General features: G+C 59.8%; 14 protein-coding genes. 3 read left to right on the top strand and 11 right to left on the bottom strand.

Annotated features, from left to right (window positions below):
• Positions 1-4: 4 nt before the first annotated feature.
• Positions 5-1,777, top strand: a complete 1,773-nt coding sequence (locus FMN63_RS09965) for a type I secretion system permease/ATPase (RefSeq protein ID WP_148583823.1) — start codon at positions 5-7, stop codon at positions 1,775-1,777.
• Positions 1,777-3,102, top strand: coding sequence for an HlyD family type I secretion periplasmic adaptor subunit (locus FMN63_RS09960; RefSeq protein WP_162530011.1), 1,326 nt, complete (start codon positions 1,777-1,779; stop codon positions 3,100-3,102). Before FMN63_RS09965 ends, FMN63_RS09960 begins: the two co-directional genes overlap by 1 nt.
• A 230-nt stretch (positions 3,103-3,332) precedes the next feature.
• Here the strand turns inward: FMN63_RS09960 and ggt are convergent, their stop codons facing one another.
• The 11 genes from ggt to FMN63_RS09905 all read right to left on the bottom strand — a co-directional run bounded on the left by ggt (position 3,333) and on the right by FMN63_RS09905 (position 14,776).
• Positions 3,333-4,931, bottom strand: a complete 1,599-nt coding sequence (ggt, locus tag FMN63_RS09955) for a gamma-glutamyltransferase (protein ID WP_148583821.1) — start codon at positions 4,929-4,931, stop codon at positions 3,333-3,335.
• A gap of 41 nt (positions 4,932-4,972) precedes the next feature.
• Positions 4,973-5,665 carry an ABC transporter permease gene (locus FMN63_RS09950; RefSeq protein ID WP_148583820.1) on the bottom strand — a complete coding sequence of 231 codons (693 nt, stop codon included), beginning with the start codon at positions 5,663-5,665 and terminating at the stop codon, positions 4,973-4,975.
• Complete coding sequence (locus tag FMN63_RS09945; protein ID WP_148583819.1) at positions 5,665-6,375, bottom strand: ABC transporter permease; 711 nt, start codon at positions 6,373-6,375, stop codon at positions 5,665-5,667. The genes FMN63_RS09950 and FMN63_RS09945 overlap by 1 nt, the downstream gene beginning before the upstream one ends.
• Positions 6,376-6,443: 68 nt before the next feature.
• A complete protein-coding gene (locus FMN63_RS09940) occupies positions 6,444-7,295 on the bottom strand; it encodes a transporter substrate-binding domain-containing protein (RefSeq protein WP_148583818.1) in 852 nt (283 codons plus the stop codon).
• 99 nt (positions 7,296-7,394) lie between these two features.
• On the bottom strand, positions 7,395-8,069 hold the full coding sequence (locus FMN63_RS09935) for a GntR family transcriptional regulator (protein WP_148583817.1): 675 nt from the start codon (positions 8,067-8,069) through the stop codon (positions 7,395-7,397).
• Between the two features lie 321 nt (positions 8,070-8,390).
• The gene (pglB, locus tag FMN63_RS09930; RefSeq protein WP_148583816.1) at positions 8,391-9,725 is read right to left on the bottom strand and encodes a polygalacturonase PglB; all 1,335 of its coding nucleotides are present in this window, start codon (positions 9,723-9,725) and stop codon (positions 8,391-8,393) included.
• A 67-nt stretch (positions 9,726-9,792) separates the two neighbouring features.
• The gene (gene nagB, locus FMN63_RS09925) at positions 9,793-10,590 is read right to left on the bottom strand and encodes a glucosamine-6-phosphate deaminase (RefSeq protein WP_148583815.1); all 798 of its coding nucleotides are present in this window, start codon (positions 10,588-10,590) and stop codon (positions 9,793-9,795) included.
• A gap of 63 nt (positions 10,591-10,653) precedes the next feature.
• Positions 10,654-11,790: an ABC transporter ATP-binding protein gene (locus FMN63_RS09920; protein ID WP_148583814.1), complete on the bottom strand. Its 1,137-nt coding sequence runs from the start codon at positions 11,788-11,790 to the stop codon at positions 10,654-10,656.
• A gap of 58 nt (positions 11,791-11,848) precedes the next feature.
• Positions 11,849-13,042, bottom strand: coding sequence for a Gfo/Idh/MocA family protein (locus FMN63_RS09915; protein WP_148583813.1), 1,194 nt, complete (start codon positions 13,040-13,042; stop codon positions 11,849-11,851).
• A gap of 96 nt (positions 13,043-13,138) precedes the next feature.
• The gene (locus tag FMN63_RS09910) at positions 13,139-14,320 is read right to left on the bottom strand and encodes an ROK family transcriptional regulator (RefSeq protein ID WP_148583812.1); all 1,182 of its coding nucleotides are present in this window, start codon (positions 14,318-14,320) and stop codon (positions 13,139-13,141) included.
• Between the two features lie 108 nt (positions 14,321-14,428).
• Complete coding sequence (locus FMN63_RS09905; RefSeq protein ID WP_148583811.1) at positions 14,429-14,776, bottom strand: hypothetical protein; 348 nt, start codon at positions 14,774-14,776, stop codon at positions 14,429-14,431.
• Between FMN63_RS09905 and FMN63_RS09900 the strand changes: the two genes are divergently transcribed.
• Positions 14,735-16,489: a glucosidase family protein gene (locus FMN63_RS09900; protein WP_148583810.1), complete on the top strand. Its 1,755-nt coding sequence runs from the start codon at positions 14,735-14,737 to the stop codon at positions 16,487-16,489. The two genes, FMN63_RS09905 and FMN63_RS09900, sit on opposite strands and share 42 nt — an antisense overlap.
• Positions 16,490-16,499: the final 10 nt, after the last annotated feature.

Below are 16,499 nucleotides of genomic sequence, written 5' to 3'. Positions count from 1 at the left end.
CTACATGGCTGTGCGCAGCGCAAGGGAAAGCGTTTATCCCGCTCTCAAGGTCTATCGCTCTTCCTGGGCCGGCTTTTTTGCCGTTGGTTTCTTTTCGATCTTTGTCAATCTCGGCACCCTCGCGTCCCCTCTGTACATGCAGCAGATCTTCGACCGGGTCATGCAGAGCGGTCATCTCGAAACGCTCGTCTTCCTGACAATGTTCGTCATTTTCTTTCTGGCCGTGATTGCGGTTCTAGACGCTATCCGCGGGTCCATCCTCGCCAGCATTGCGAAGTGGTGGGACGCGACTGTCCATGCCGATCTGCTTCATGCAATCATTCAAACGGCAAGGTCCACGGGAAGATCCCACTCCCATGCCATGAACGATCTTGCGACCATCCGGCAGTTCGTTGGCAGTTCGAGCGTACTGCCCTTCTTCGACGGGCCGTGGGTGCCCCTCTTTATCGGTGCCATTATTCTCATTCACCCTGCCCTCGGCTTCGTCGCCATAGCAGCCGGCGTGTTGATTGTCATGATCGCAGGTGTGAACGATACGGTGACGCGCCGCCGGATGGCTGGTGCCGCGGCCGCTCGTGTGCGGGCGCAGCAGACGATTGACATCGCCACGCAGCACGCAGAAAGCGTCTACAGCATGGGAATGCTGCCTGGTGTTCTCGCCCGCTACCGGAACGATAACGAACAGGTGGCCGATTCGACTTTCGCCGTCGCCTCCTTTTCTGCGAAGACTGCCGCGATCAGCAAGTTCATCCGGTTCACGGCACAGATCAGCGTATTGGGCCTCGGGGCCTATTTCGCCACGCTTGGTGAAATCACACCGGGCGGAATGATTGCAGCGTCAATCATCATGGGGCGGGCGCTTGCCCCTGCCGAACAGGCCATCGGTGCCTGGCGGGGCATTGTCGGCGCGATGCAGGCTCACCGCCGTTTGAGAGATATCTTTCTGTCAGCCCCGCTTCACTTCAACAAGACGCAGCAGCCGGATCCCGCTGGCCAACTTCAGCTCAAAGGCGTCAATCTGCTTGTTTCAGGCCAGGAACGTCCCTTGCTGCGCAACATCAGCATCGACGTCAAACCGGCAACGCTGAATGCAATCGTTGGTCACTCCGGGTCAGGCAAGAGCACCTTGTGCAAATTGCTCATCGGCGCAATGGATCCGAGCTCCGGCTCGGTGCGTCTTGACGGTGTCGCCATGAGCAACTGGGACCCGCAACAGCTCGGCCGCAATATCGGCTACCTGTCCCAGTCCGTGGAACTGCTCCACGGCACCGTGAAGGAAAACATCGCCCGGCTGGGAGAGCCGGAGGATGAAAAGGTTGTGGCTGCCGCGCGCCTCGCGGGCTGCCACGACATGATCAACGGACTGCCGAACGGCTATGAAACCATGATCGGGCCGGGTGGACTTCGCCTGTCCGGCGGGCAGGCACAACGTGTCGGTCTGGCCAGGGCGATCTACGGTTTGCCAAAGCTGATTATTCTGGATGAACCCAACTCCAATCTAGACAGCGACGGCGAAGCGGCACTTCAGGAGTGTCTTGTACTCCTTCGGGAAAAGGGCTGTACCGTCATCATCGTCAGCCACAGACCATCGGCGCTTTCGAAAGTCGATCTGATTATCACTCTCGCGGACGGCACAATTCAGAAGACGCAAACGGGCGAGGAATTCATGAAGAACGCCATTCGCCCGGTCAGCGATATTCTGCAGAAACTAGGCAAGATGCAGCCCGCAAAGGCAAAAGGCGCGTCACCAGCCAACGATACAAAGGGAGGTCAATGATGAACAAGGAACAAAGCCCGGCGTCGTTGCTCCGACGCTCCATTCGCCTTCATTGGATCCTGGGTTTCGTCGTCGTCGCGGTGTGTTTCTTCGGCACAGGGATCTGGGCAAGTCTCGCGGAATTGTCGTCGGCCGCTATTGCTGCCGGCAAGGTCAGCCCGGACGGAAGCTTGCGCGTGGTGCAGCATCTGGAAGGCGGGATCGTGCGTGAGCTTAATGTCAAGGAAGGCGATGTCGTCAAGAACGGTCAGGTTCTCATGGTTCTCGACCAGGCACTGGCAACAGCGAACTACCTGTCGATCTATCGCAAGCACCAGCGCTATTCGGTGACCAGAGACCGGCTCCTGGCGCAGGAACGCGGCGACGAAACCTTCGAGGTCAAGACACCATCGGTCATGTCGGTCGACAAGAGCTACCAGCAGTTCGTGGCCAACGAGATCATCAAGTTCAAGGTGCGTCGTGAGCTTCTCGACAGGCAGACGAACACCTATCGTGTGCAGGCTGGCCAGGTTGAAGCCGAGATCAACAGTCTGAAGGCTCAGATCGGTGGCATGGATCAGCAGATCATTCTGCTGGACCAGGAACTGGAAAGCAAAAAGGTCCTGATGAAAAAAGGTCTCATGCGTCAGCCTGAGCTTCTGGCTCTGCAACGCAAGCGGGCCGAGCTCTGGTCGGAGCGCAATGCCATCGGTTCAACGATCGCCCGTGCCCGGCAGAAGATCGAGGAAATCAAGATCGCGGAGCTGACGGCTGTCAGCGAAGAACGTGAGAAGATCGCCGAGGAACTGTCGGAAATCAACGCGGAGATCGCTCAGGCCGACGAAGCGCTATCTGCCACTTCCGACATCCTGAGCCGTACAGAGATCGTCTCCCCGATCGAGGGGCGGGTACTCAAGGTCAACTACAAGACGGTTGGCGGCGTCGTGCGGCCGGGCGAACCTATCCTCACCATCGTTCCTCAAAACGAGGAACTCATCCTCGACACGCGCCTGCGGACGTCCGACATCGACAACGTTTTGATCGGGATGGACGCCAAAGTGCAGCTCACTTCTTTCATGGGGCGGCACATGAAGCCTTTGAAGGGGCAAGTCTTCCAGGTTGGTGCTGATGCTGAAACCGACGATCAGACGGGAGAGCAGTATTACACGGTTCGGGTGCGGGTTACCGCCGACGACATCCAGGAGGCCGGAGGCGGCTTTGAGCTGGTGCCGGGCATGCCCGCGCAAGTGTTCATACAAACGGGAGCCCATACACCAATGCGCTATCTCCTGGACCCAGTGCTGCAGTCATTCGGACGGGCCTTCCGGGAAGAGCGCGTCCTGTAACAGGAAGGCAGCAAGCAGAAGGACCTGACCGTCGTCGGTCCAGATGTGAGCACGGGCACCAGTGTCTGGACCAAACGCAGGTCAAACGAGATCCCGCCAGCGGCATGCCGCCGGCGGGATTTGCGCAAAATCCACACTGAAAATGGGGTGCAAGATCTGAATACCCTTCCGCGTGCGCGATAGAATGCCGTATGCAGCTGCTCCCGGTCAGGTCGAACCGGGACGCCCTGCTAGAACCCCAGAGCGATACCGTCCTTACGGGATTCCGAAGCACCCGCAAGAGTGCCGTTTTCCCAGTCGATCCGGATGACTTGAGCACCACCAATGGGATCCGGAGAGGGAACGAGCTTGAAGCCCCGGCGTTCCAGTTCCGTCGCGACCGCCTGCGGAATCGTATGCTCTGCTTCAACGCGCGTGTCGTTGCCGCCGACCGGGATAAGCCGGGGAAGATCGATGGCCTCCTGCAAATCCATGCCGTAGTCGAGCACCTTGGACACAAGATGGGCATGGCCCATGGCCTGATAGTATCCGCCCATGACACCGAAGGACATTTCGGTGCGGCCATCGCGGGTGACCATACCGGGGATAATTGTATGCAGCGGGCGTTTGCCGGGTGCGATCACATTCGGATGACCGGGTTTCAGCGAAAAGCTCTGGCCACGGTTATGCAGCACGACGCCTGACTGCGGGGCTACCAGGCCCGAGCCGAAGCAATCGAAAATCGAGTTGATCAGACTGACTGCATTGCGCTCTGCATCGACCACCGTGATGTAGACGGTGTCCCGATGCAAAGGCATCTCGAAGGCAGGCAGTTCCGTCAGGGCGCGGCTGAGGTCAATCTTTGCAGCGAGCTTTGCCGCCAGCTCGTCCGACAGCATTTCCTCAACCGGGACATTGGCCTTGTCCGGATCTGCCAGCCAGGCATCGCGCGCGGCATAGGCAAGGCGTGTGGCCTCGATTTCCGCGTGCAGCCGGTCGGGCGACAGCGGATCGTCTCCGGTCTCGACATGCGACAGGATGTTGAGGATCATCAGGGCGATAATGCCCTGACCGTTGGGGGGGCATTCATGGATCGTGTGGCCGCGGAACCGGGTAGTGACGGGCGTTACATACTCGCCCCTGGCGGAGGCAAAGTCCTCCAGCGTGTGCAGCCCGCCGAGTGAGCGGAGGTAATTGACCATGTCCTGCGCGACCGGCCCGCGGTAGAAACCATCGCGGCCTTCGGCGGCAATCCGTTTCAAGGTAGCGGCCAATTCGGGCTGTTTGTGAATCTCGCCGATGGCGGGCGCACGGCCTTCGGGAAGGAAGTTCTTCGCCGCCGCCGCATCGGCAGCCAGCAGCTTTTCCTCCAGCACCCAATCACGATGAACCCTAGGTGTGATGGCGTAGCCATTTTCCGCAAATGCGATGGCCGGGGCGAGAACCTCGGCAAAGGTGATGCGGCCATGGTCGGCATGCAGACGCGTCCAGGCATCTATAGCGCCCGGAATGGTAACCGATGCGGGCGACTGACGCGGGACCTCCTCGGTAATTTCGCGCTCGCTAAACCAGCTTTCGGTCAATGCCTCAGGGGTCCGTCCCGACCCGTTATAGGCCAGAACCTCATCTCCCCCCTTGGGAGCGTACAGGGCGAAGCAGTCGCCGCCGATGCCGGTCGAGCCCGGCTCCACCACGCATTGCACGGCACAAGCCGCGAGGGCAGCATCCATTGCATTCCCGCCGGCCTGAAGAATGTTGACCGCCGCAAGGGTGGCGTAGGGATGCGAAGTTGCAGCCATGGCATTGGCCGACACGGCCACCGACCGCGTCGGTTGTTCGAAATTGCGCATTCCTGTTGCGTCTCCTCGGTCTTTATCTCGTGAGGTGCCCGTCAGGCGCGGGACCGGTAGGGTGTGAGTTTCTGTTCGAGGGCGTTCAGGGCCCGTACGATGATGAAATTCAGGATCAGGTAGATCGCGCCGGCAGCGATGAAGACCTCGATGGCCCGGTAGCTTTGGGAAATGAGCCCTTGCGCGATGCCGGTAACCTCCATCAGCGTGATGATGGAGGCCAGGGACGTGCCCTTGACCATTAGGATAATCTCGTTGCTGTAGGCCGGGATTGCTGCGCGGAACGCCAGTGGCAGGACCACGAAGCGCAGGGTCAACAGCCGGTTCATTCCCAGGGCGGCCGCGGCTTCCCATTGCCCCTTGGGAATGTTGCGGATCGCACCACGCAGAATTTCGCTGCCATAGGCGCCCGTGTTCAGTGACAACGCCAGGATCGCGCACCAATAGGGCTCTCGAAAGAAAGTCCACAGGCCGAGCATCTGGAGCGTCGGCCGAAACTGGCCTAGCCCGTAATAGATCAGAAAGATCTGGACCAGCAGCGGCGTGCCCCTGAACACGGCAACAAAGGACCGGATGGGCCAGACCACCAGGCGCCTGTCCGTCTGCTGCGCCAGGGCGAGCACAAGCGCCAGAACAAAGCCGATAACGATGGAGGATCCGGCAAGCTGCAACGTTAACGGCAGACCCGACAGCAGCTTCGGAATGATGCTGATGAAGAAATTGAAATCGATCATTATCGCGCGATCCCCTGGGAGGTTTTGACTTCCAGGGCGCGGAAAGCGAACCCGGTGATGCCGGCAATGATGAAGTACAGACAAGCGGCGGCGATGTAGAACAGGAAAGGCTCTCGTGTGGACCCGGCGCCGATCTGGGATTGCCGCATCAACTCCACAAGGCCGATCACCGAAATGAGCGCAGAATCCTTGAGAACGAGCTGCCAGACATTGCTGAGGCCAGGAATGGCATGTCGCAGAAGCTGGGGAGCGATCACGAACATGATCGTCTGACTGCGCGAAAGCGCCAGTGCATTGGCGGCGTCGAACTGGCCCCGGTCGATGGCGAGATATGCCCCCCGGTAGACTTCCGCCTGATATGCACCGCAGATAACGCCGATGGCGAGAACGCCCGTGGCAAAGGTCGGCAGGCCGACGAAGCCTTCCGCGCCCGCAGCGCGGGCAATCGCGGTCAGCGCAACACTGCCGCCGTAATAGAGCAGATAGATGGTGAGGAGATCCGGCACACCGCGGAACACCGTGCCATAAGCGGACGCGACTGCTTGCGGCAGCCGCGCGGAGGACAGGCGCCCGGCGGCGGCTGCGGCACCAAAAACTATGCCGAGAGCAAAGCCCAGCAGCGACAACAGCAGCGTCGTCCCCGCCGCCTCAAGCAGCGCAGCCCCCCAGCCTCCGCTGCCGAAACCGAGCAAGTAGAGTTTGTCGAACATACGGGTCGAAACCTTTTATAAAAAACGTTCGGCCGGGGGAAACCCCGGCCGCCCTCGGCTTGCCCGCGTTATTTGACGGGTGTCACGTCTGTGTGCACCCACTTCTCGGAGATCCGTTTGATCGTGCCGTCGGCGATTGCCTCATCGATGGCCTTGTTCAGCATCTCCTTGAGTTGCGTGTCTTCCTGGCGCAGACCCGCGCCGGTGCCAAAGCCGAAGACACCGCCGACAAAGCCAGGGCCAGCGAGGGTGTAGTCGGAGAACTCAGGCTTTGCGAGAGTTGCGGCCAGGGCCGTCTGCTGGGCGAACAGAGCATCGATACGGCCTGCCGACAGGTCCAGATCGTGCTGTTCGGTCGTCTTGTATTCCCGGATTTCGACCGTATCCGCCAAATACTTCTTCAGAAAATCCAGATTGGTCGTCGCAGCCTGCACGCCGACGACCTTGCCCTCGAGCATGGGTTTCAGCTTTTCGATAGCCTCCAGGGCCGCAGCATCGTCATCAAGCTTGAACTTTTCACCTGTCAGGCCGAGCTTGCCCAGTTCGCTATCCTTTGCCACCGCGAAGCCGGAGGGATCGACTGCATAGGGTTGCGTGAAAGCGATGGTCTCAAGCCGCTTCGGCGTGATGAACATGCTGGCCATGATGACGTCGAACTTGCCGACAGTCAGGGAGGGGATCAGCCCGTCCCAGTCCTGTGCGATGATCGTGCACTCGATCTTCATTCGGGCACAAAGGTCGTTTGCCAGCTCGATTTCAAGGCCGTCCAGCTTGCCGTCCGCTGTGGTGAAGTTCCAGGGAGCATAAGCTCCTTCAGTGGCGATGGTGATCTCGGTGGGCGCGCTTTGTGCCATGGCAGCGGGGCCAAAGGCGAGTGTCGATAAGGCAGCCGCGAGCGCGGCCATGCGACGGATCGTCATGACGTAAAGTCCTTCCTCTAAATCAATGCCGTTGGTTCGGCGGTTCCCCTCGCCCGTGCCGGATGTTCCCCCGGCTTTGGACGACCCGCCCGGCGCGCGTCAGCGCCGGGCGGGACTTGCGTATTCGGTAAGCAGTGGTGCCGTGCCGAGAATGTGCTCCCTCATCACCTCCTCGGCATGAGCTGCATCACCGGATTTCAGTGCCTCGATCAGGTTTTCATGTTCCTGGCGGGCGGATAACGGTTTGGTCACATAGTCGAACCAGATCCGCATGTAGGGTTCGATGACCAGATGAAGGGCGGATATCTGGCGAATGAGTTTCGGGCGGCCGCTCAGACGGTAGATATAGGCGTGGAACTCCTGATGCCTTGGCACCCACTCGCTGCTGCCGCTCTGTCCGGAGCGCTCCATACGGTCCAGCAGCAAATCCAGTTCCTCGAATGTCTCAGCGTTCATCTCCGGCATGGCAAGCCGCACCGCCAGACCTTCCAGAACAGATCGGATTTCAAAGGTTTCGTAGATCTCATCGACCGTCAGCCCCGCCACAACGCAACCGCGGTTCGGGCGAAGCGTGACGAGCCCGTCAGACGCGAGCCGGCGGAAGGCTTCTCGAACAGGCATGCGGCTCATGCCGATTTCGTTGGCGATTTCCTCGGGGATGAGCCGGTCTCCCGGTTTGTACCGCCCGCACCTCAACGCCGACTGCAAATGGAGATAGGCCTCCTCCTCCGCGGTGGAGGCTTTCAAATCTGCGGAAGAAGGCGACATGGCCATTTTTGCTCCACTGGATTTTTGTATCCACTTATACAAACATCCAGTTTCTTGAAGGTCAAGCGTTAGGATTTGAAACATTCTCCATTGGTGGACAGAGGCTAACGCGGCAATTCGGGTAGTTTCTCTCAAACGAAATGCGTGACCCTTGGGGTCCCAGGCATTTCTTCCAGACACAGTTGCCGGACTGTTCGATGCATCCGCCACGCAGAAACGGTGCAGACGGCCGCGGCCTTTCCTGCCGTCAGGCACAGCGGCGCCGCGACTTGAAAGCGCTTCAGGCTTTCAGATCCGTCACTTCAGACAAGTGTCGTCAGGTTTTATCTAGAGCGGCGTGTTGGAAGCCATCACCTGTTGCAGGCGGCTCCATCCTGCAGGCAATGGCTCGGGCCGTTCGATCCAGACATCCTCTCTCTGGAGACTGTCCACATTGAGCGCAAATAGACCCGGCATACCGTCCGGATAGGCAAAGAGACCGAGCACCGCGCCCGAAGCGTCCTTGACGTAGGCATTGGCCCGGCCGCTTACGTCTTTCGCAGGAGCAAGATCATGCGCGGTCGGGCGCAGATCATAGCGTTCGCCGGTCCCGATCGAACCGGGCCGCTGTTGAAGGTTGATCCGGCGCATCACAAGGCCCGCGATACCGGCGCCGCCGAGCGCGGCAAGGTTGATAGCCCCTTCCATACTGCCCGAAACATCTTCAAAAAGAACGTTACAGACCGCTCCGGCGGGTGCTTCGGGGCGACGGTCGACAACATTGACCGTTATGGCCTCACCAGAGCCCCAGAAGCCGTCCGGAGTTTCGCGGCAGTCGACCGTTATCCGGCGAAAGGCAACACCATCGATCACGCCGCCGTCGCGCGAGAATATGCCCAGCGCCCGATTGGACGAAACAATGTCGCAGTCCGTGAATTCTATGTCCTTGAAGTCAGAGAAGGATTCCGTCCCGATTTTCAGGGCGCAGCTTTGGCTCTCGATCCGGCATTTCCGAATGCGAATGCTTCGGCATGGTCCGGTGGGCACACCACTCGCACGCCGGGTCGTCTTCAGCACGATGCCGTCATCGGCGGTCGCGATGTCGGTGTTGTCGATGATCACATCGCTGCAGGAATCGATGACGATGCCGTCCGTGTTGGGCATCTGCCGGTCGTTTTCAATGGTCACCCGGGAAATGCTGACCTCTTCACAGGCGATGAAATGCAGCGTCCACATCGGCGAATTGCGGACGGTGACGTCCTCTATCCGCACATTGCGACAGCCGTCGAACACCATCACGCGGGGACGCAGGCGGGCGGGCAGATGCGTTCCCATGTCGTCAAGCTCGCCGGCGATGAAGCCGGCTCCCGGAGCGTCGATCACACCCTCACCGGTAATGAGAATGTCCTTGGCATCCTTGGCGACCAGCATCGCCCGATCCGAGTCCTCGGCAATGACATCCACCGTGGTGGACGCATAGGCCGCATAGTCGCCAGCCGGTTTGAGGATCGCACCTTTGGAAAGGTGAAGATCTACACCGCTGCGCAACATGAGGCCGCCGACATGATGAACCCCGTCCCCCAGAACGAGACGCTGACCTGTTTCGCCGGCGTGATCGAGCGCAGCCTGAAGACGAGCTGTTACGTCGCCTTCGTCTGGATTGAACAGGATGTCATGCTTCATGATGAATGCGGCTCCGTGAGGCGATAGCGCCCGCAGGCAAATTGGGTTTAACAGGCACTTTTCGGCTTCACGACCGTTCACCAGGCTTGATTTGGGCCGGGGCGCCGTCGGGATGAACCCTTTGATAGTAGTCGACAAGCTCCAACCTGGCCGCCGCCTCCCGGTCGAGCAGCATGGTCGCGTGCCTGTGCAATTGCAGCGCTGACGCCGGACAGGTTGCCGCCAGGGGGCCCTCGATGGCCTTTGCCACCGGCTCCGCTTTCGACGCGCCAATCGCAAGAAGAATGCAGTGCCGCGCGTCGAGGATTGTGCCGATCCCCATCGTCAGCGCGTAATGCGGCATGTCTTCCGGTCTTTCGAAGAACTGCGCATTCGCTTCTCGCGTTTCCGCTGTCAGCGTCTTCACTCTTGTTCTCGAGGACAGGCTCGACGTCGGTTCGTTAAAGCCGATATGCCCGTTGCGACCGATCCCGAGCAATTGAAGGTCAATACCGCCGGAGGCCGCGATGGCGGCTTCATAACGCTCGCATTCCGTCTCTGCGTCTTCACAGTCGCCCTTCGGCAAATGCGTTCTCGTCAGATCTATGCCGATCCGGCTGAACAGACGCTGGCGCATATAGGTGTGATAGCTCGCCGGGTGCTCTGGCGGCAGGCCGAGATATTCGTCGAGATTGAAGCTGCTGACACCGGCAAACGAAACGGCACCTTCGCGTGCACCATCTGCCACGCGGTCATAAACGGCTTCCATCGTGCCGCCCGTGGCAAGGCCAAGAACGGCATCCGGCTTCAGTCGCACCTGGTCGAGTACAAGGCGTGCTGCCGCCGCAATGGCGTCTTTGGCGTCCGGAAAAATCAAAACTTTCATTGAAGGTCCTTATGGGCGGCGTCGCCCGAGGCCAGGGTTTCTTCTTCAACCTGCCAGGGCATTTCAAACGGCCACAGCGGCTGGCAAGGACGGATCCATTTCACTGGCGTCGACGCGGCGCTCCAGCGCCATGCCTTCGCCATCGAAGAGATGGCAGTCACGCCCTTTAAGGCCAACAGTCTGCGGCACGCCCGCCTTTGCCGGCACCATACTGTGGAAGAGTGAGGTGAACGTCTCCTCGCTCCCTTCGACGGACGCATAGACAAGGGTGTGAATGCCGAGATGCTCGATCACGGTCGGCATGACCTGAAGCTCGGCCTCCCCCTGCCCCAGCAACAGGTGTTCTGGCCGGATGCCCAGGGTCAGCGAAGCGCCTTGCAGGTTGCCGCGAACTTCCACCGGCACCGTAACTTTCGAGCCGTTGGCAAGCTCAACGGTGACGCCGCTTTCGTCGCATGCCGTGCAGGTGACCGGCAAAAGGTTCATCTTCGGATTGCCGATGAACTGCGCAACGAAGAGGTTGGCCGGCTTGTGATAAAGCTCGAGCGGCGTCCCGACCTGGCTGATCAGGCCTTGATCGAGAACGACGATCCGGTCCGCCATGGTCATCGCCTCGACCTGATCGTGCGTGACGTAGACCATCGTCGCCCCAAGGTCACTGTGAAGCTTGGAAAGCTCGATACGCATTTCGGCTCGAAGCGCCGCATCGAGATTGGACAGCGGCTCGTCGAAGAGGAAGACAGAGGGCTCGCGGACAATCGCCCGGCCAATGGCAACGCGCTGCCGCTGTCCGCCTGAAAGCTGGCCGGGCCTGTGCTTCAGCCGCTCGTCGAGTTTCAGGATGCTCGAAACGCGGCGCACCTTGTGGTCGATCTCGTCTTTCGGCAGCTTTTCAACTCGCAGCGGAAAGGCGATGTTCTCATAGACTGACATATGCGGATAAAGCGCATAGGACTGGAACACCATCGCGATGCCACGTTTGACGGGCTCGAGGTCGTTGACCACCTTGCCGTCGATTTTAACCTCGCCAGCGCTGATTTCTTCGAGCCCGGCAATCATGCGCAACAATGTCGACTTGCCGCAGCCCGATGGTCCCACGAAGACGATGAACTCGCCGTGGTTGATCGCCATCGAGACGCCTTTTATGACTTCGAACTTGTTGAAGGCTTTGCGCACATCAACCATTTCAAGCATTCCCATGACTCAACTCCGTCATCGTTTCATGATGCAGGCGCCCTCTTTCCAGAGGCGATTGGCATCAGCTCTTCGCAGTCAGCCCATAGCTGTCGAATTGGTCCCAGATCGCGCTCATGTCCACGACCGAACGATTGAGGCGCGCCTCGTCAATCTTGATCGCCGTTAGTCCCGCCTCGAGCGCGTCGAGCACGGTCACCTTCAACGGCACACCCCGGTCGAGAAAAGCCGCGATGTCCGCCACCATCTGATCGTCTGCCCCGGAATGATTGTCCCTGCCCGTGCCGACGCTCGGATCCTCCAAAAGCGTCTGTGATGTCAGGGCATCTGTGAGCTTGAAGGTGCATCGGACGAAGTCGCCCTCGGCCATGCCCTTTGTGCCGATCACCGCGAACCGGCGGAACTCGTCGGGCACGTTTATGTTGGTATGAAAGGCCAGGTTTGCGCCGTCCTCATACTCAATCAGCGCCGTCTGGTAATCGATGATGTCCGCGTCGCTCTCGAATTCCGAAGGCGTGCCGCCCCAGCGCGGCTCGAACGGATAAACCCGATTGCCCCGCGAGGGCTCCGCGCGCAGCGCAATCGCCCGGTAATCCGGAAGTTCGTCAGGCTTGTTCTCCGGAACGAAGCTTTTCCGGCCGCCGAAGCTTGCAACGTACTTTGCGCGCCGGCCGACAACACCCTGATAGAGGTCGAGGTCATGGCAGCATTTTTCCAGCATGAACCCACCGGAAAATTTCTCGTACCGGCGCCAGTCCCGCATGAAGAAACTGCCGTGGTAAGGGGCGATATGCTCCGACGCCTCAATCGAGACAATCTTCCCAAGATGTCCTTTGGCCTGGGCCTCCTTCAACATCCGGTAGAGCGGCGCATAGCGCAGGACGAGACCGATCATCAGACGCTGCATTCCCTCGTGACGGCGCATCAGGTCCAAAAGCTCGAAGGTTTCCGCCTCGCTGATCACAACGGGCTTTTCGGTGAAGATGTAGGGAACCGACGATTTGAGAGCCGTTCGCAGATGACCGATATGCATGTGGTTTGGCGAGCCGATCATCAGCATGTCCAACGCCTCGCCGTTGAGCATGTCCTGCAGGGTTTCATACCCGTTCAGAGTGGTTCCGAGGCTGGTCTCCAGAAAGGAGAGCCCCGCCGGTGCGGGATCGGCGTATGCGGTGAATTCCAGATCAGCTTTCTGCGCCTTCAGGCAGCGTGCCACATGTGACATTCGCGATCCAAGGCCGACGATACCGACTTTCATGTGTCAATAATCCCAGTGCTTTACGCTTCAGGCCCAGGCCGCGATGTCGCGTTCCTGCAAGGGCCGCATCCCATTCTGAACGCCTGAGTTTTTGTTCTAAGCTTCTCCGAGATCGACCCCGAAAAGCTCTTCGTGCATATGCGCGACCGCGATCCCCAGGCCGCCGATGAGGGCGGCCCGATTGCCGAAACGGCTGATTTCGATGCGAACCGGATGAGGGGTGCAGCGCGGAAGATAACGGCGGATGGCCTCTACAAGCTCCGGCCGCGCACCGATGCTGCCGCCCATGATTACCAGGTGCGGATCCAGCGTGGCGCCAACGGCAGCAATGGCAAGCGCTGTCAGCCGCGCCGTTTCTTCAACCGCCGCGATGGCGCTTTGCTCACCCTTCTCGAAGGCGACGAAAAGATCGGCGACGCTCGCGCTTTCCTTTCCGCCGAAACCTGCGTAGCGCCGGGCCATCGCCACACTGCCGACGGCCGTTTCGAAGGTTCCCAGATGAAAACCGCCGGGGTCGAACGGATCTCCGCCGATCGGCAGATAGGAGATTTCACCCGCAGCCCCGCGCCCGCCCCGCAACAGGGACCCATTGGCAATGATGCCCATCCCCGTTCCGGTGCCGAGTGCGACGAAAGCAAAGTTGCCGACGTCGACCCCATGCCCCTTCCAGCGTTCGCCTTCCGCAGCGAGATTGACGTCGTTTTCGATGATCGTCGGGATGCCGAGCCTGTCAGTCAGCAACTGGCGCAGATCGATATCCTCGATTCCGGCGATATTGGGTGCAACATGAATGTGGCCGGTGGCGGGATCGAGCACGCCCGGCGTGCCGAGGACAACCATGCGCACCTTGGCCATTTCAACGCCGGCAAGCGTCGTTAGTTCACTGATCACCGCCTGGAACTGATCGACCAGATGGACACCGCCCCGCACATCTGTCGGCACTTTCGTTTCGGCAATGATGTTGCCAAGAAGGTCACCGATTGCGGCCGCGATCTTTGTCCCCCCCAGATCGATGGAAACGGCAAGACCCGCGCTGGCGTTCAACTCGTAGGTAATGGCGGTACGTCCGGGACGCCCATCGGTCTTGCCGACCGGCCTCAGCCAGCCATCGGTCTCCAGATCGCGCACGACATCGGAAATCGTCTGTTTGGAAAGACCCGTGAATTTGGCGATATCAGCCCGGGAGATCGGGCCCTGCGCCAGAACGGTCCGGATCACCGCATTCGTCGAAATTTTACGCGCAATCGGTGTCTGCGCAACAGAAGACGTAATGGCCATCGTTCTGAAGTGAGCTCCCAATTAGTCCAGCACCTATACCTAAATCGGATATGCGCATCTAAAATTTCGCTAATTCCGGCGATTTCCCAACCGAAAAGAACGCGTCTCTTAAATATTGGCTAGCGTTTTTATTTCTATTTGTCCACTGCCTTGACAAATTAATTCCCGGTTGGATAGGCTCTCCTCATTCATTTGCAACGCGACGAGGTTCGCCATGCAGGCAATGCGAGACGCCAGAGCTTCAGCACCGGTCACTGCGCCACCGAATGGCGCGCGAGCCGCTGTGTTCTGCACGGCGTCCAGGTTGCCGGCAATGATGAAGGCCGGCCTTCTTGCGTCCACGATCAAACAGGCCGCGGTTACCGCCGGCTCAGCTAATCCCCCATTCAACGTCAGAGCACCAGCAACCCCATCATGATGACGCCGACGCCACAGGGTGAAATTGCCACCCAGCACCCCGTTCTCCTGCCGATCATGGCGCCGCGCCTTCAGGCCGACCTGCATCCCGACGGTTATGTCGATCTCGCTCTTTGGGCGTCCGGCAGCCTAGGCCGCGTCCGGTTTTCTCCCCTGCCCGGCCCTTATGTCTATGGGCCGAACCGGCTGGTCGCGGAGTCCGGCGGCGCCTATGTCGCGCAGTCAAAGCCGATCATGCTTGTGAGAAACGTCAAGCTGAAGACCACTCACCCGGCGCGACGCTGCGCCTGGTGGCACGAAATGGACGGCGAAGGCGTCAAGGCCAAGGTCACAAGGACAAAAGACCAACGGACCATCGAACTCCCCTGGGGTGTCGTCGTCATGGAAGCCGGCGAAAACGATCTTCGGATTGCCGTAGGCGCTTCGATGGACGAGGCGAAGGGCGCGCTTACTCTTTCCAATGACGAGATCATTGCCGAAGCCGAGGCCTATGTGACGCGTTGCGACGCCGTTCCGGAAGCCGATCCCCTGATGCGCAGCATGGTGAAGCAAGGCATTCACGCAGCTCTTTCAAGCATCCGGCAGGATGAAAAGGGTGTCTTTGCCGGCCTGGCCGCGGGACAGGCCTATAGCGCACCCGCGCGCACCTATTACCGCGATGGCTACTGGACGATGCAGCCGCTTCTGACCCTGGCACCGGAAGCGGTTCGCGAGGAAATTCGCCTGCTTGCCAAGGGCATCCAGCCAGATGGCGAAGCCCCGAGTGGCGTCATCCTGACAGGACCCGCACAATCCGAGGCATGGCAGCGCTTCGTCGCCGAGTGCCGGGCCAATCCTGACAGGCGCGGAAAGGCATTCCCGGAGCATCACAATCGCCCCGGGGACTGGTGGAGCGATCATTTCGATAGCCCCCTCTTCTTCATTCTTTTCATAAGCGACTATGTGAACGCCACCGGTGACATTGCCGAGGCGCACATGCATTGGCCCATCGTTACGGCCATCATCAATCGCTATCTGGGGTTTGCAGCACCGGGAAGCGTGCTGCCCCTGAAGCCGCGCAACGACCGCGACTGGGCGGACAACGTATTCCGCGAGGGTCTGGTTTCTTACGATCTTGGCCTCTTCGTCGGCGCGCTCGATGCGGTTGCCAAGCTTGGCAGCGACCATGATCCGGACCTGGCCGAAAAAGCCCGTGAAACCGCGAAGAAGGCCCGCGCCGAGATCGAGGACGGTCTCTTCGTCGCCGAACGCAACGGGTATGCCGACTACAAGACACCTGACGGGTTCATCGAAGATCACCTCGTTCTCGACAGCCTGACGCTCTCCCGGTTTGACGCCATTTCCGCGGAACGGGCAAAAGGTCTTCTCAAGGCCTTTGAAAAGAACCTGGAATCCAGGAACAACAAGGAACAGCCCTATGGCGACTGGGGCGTCATGTGTGCTTATCCTCCCTTCAAGCGGTCCCGGGACACGCGCGCTAAGACTGCCTTCGCCTTCCGTTATCACAATGGATCGGACTGGCCCTACTGGGATGGGGCGTATGCGGAAGAGCGATTGCATCAAGGCCTTGGTGGCGCCCGTTATGCCCTGACGCGATGGTGGGAAACCTGCCTTGCCAACGGCTGGGCCGGCGCGGTGGAATATTTCTCACCGCCCTACGGCCGCGGCTCCCTGCTTCAGGGATGGAGCGCGATGCCCGCCGCCACCGTTCTCAAACACGGCCTTGAAGCCGCAAATGCGGAGGGCTCATGATCCTCGGCAA

The sequence above is a fragment of the Stappia sp. BW2 genome, from assembly GCF_008107695.1.
Classification (GTDB): Bacteria; Pseudomonadota; Alphaproteobacteria; order Rhizobiales; family Stappiaceae; genus Roseibium.
The sequence above is the reverse complement of the archived record's forward strand: the minus strand, read 5'-3'. Positions and strand labels throughout refer to the sequence as shown.

Coding starts and splice junctions, on each gene's coding strand:
- ggt (WP_148583821.1), bottom strand. CDS start 4,931: ATGCGCAATTTCGAACAACCGACGCGGTCGGTGGCCGTGTCGGCCAAT.
- FMN63_RS09920 (WP_148583814.1), bottom strand. CDS start 11,790: ATGGGAATGCTTGAAATGGTTGATGTGCGCAAAGCCTTCAACAAGTTC.
- FMN63_RS09960 (WP_162530011.1), top strand. CDS start 1,777: ATGAACAAGGAACAAAGCCCGGCGTCGTTGCTCCGACGCTCCATTCGC.
- FMN63_RS09965 (WP_148583823.1), top strand. CDS start 5: ATGGCTGTGCGCAGCGCAAGGGAAAGCGTTTATCCCGCTCTCAAGGTC.
- FMN63_RS09910 (WP_148583812.1), bottom strand. CDS start 14,320: ATGGCCATTACGTCTTCTGTTGCGCAGACACCGATTGCGCGTAAAATT.
- FMN63_RS09915 (WP_148583813.1), bottom strand. CDS start 13,042: ATGAAAGTCGGTATCGTCGGCCTTGGATCGCGAATGTCACATGTGGCA.
- FMN63_RS09945 (WP_148583819.1), bottom strand. CDS start 6,375: ATGTTCGACAAACTCTACTTGCTCGGTTTCGGCAGCGGAGGCTGGGGG.
- FMN63_RS09940 (WP_148583818.1), bottom strand. CDS start 7,295: ATGACGATCCGTCGCATGGCCGCGCTCGCGGCTGCCTTATCGACACTC.
- FMN63_RS09900 (WP_148583810.1), top strand. CDS start 14,735: ATGATGACGCCGACGCCACAGGGTGAAATTGCCACCCAGCACCCCGTT.
- pglB (WP_148583816.1), bottom strand. CDS start 9,725: ATGAAGCATGACATCCTGTTCAATCCAGACGAAGGCGACGTAACAGCT.
- nagB (WP_148583815.1), bottom strand. CDS start 10,590: ATGAAAGTTTTGATTTTTCCGGACGCCAAAGACGCCATTGCGGCGGCA.
- FMN63_RS09935 (WP_148583817.1), bottom strand. CDS start 8,069: ATGGCCATGTCGCCTTCTTCCGCAGATTTGAAAGCCTCCACCGCGGAG.
- FMN63_RS09950 (WP_148583820.1), bottom strand. CDS start 5,665: ATGATCGATTTCAATTTCTTCATCAGCATCATTCCGAAGCTGCTGTCG.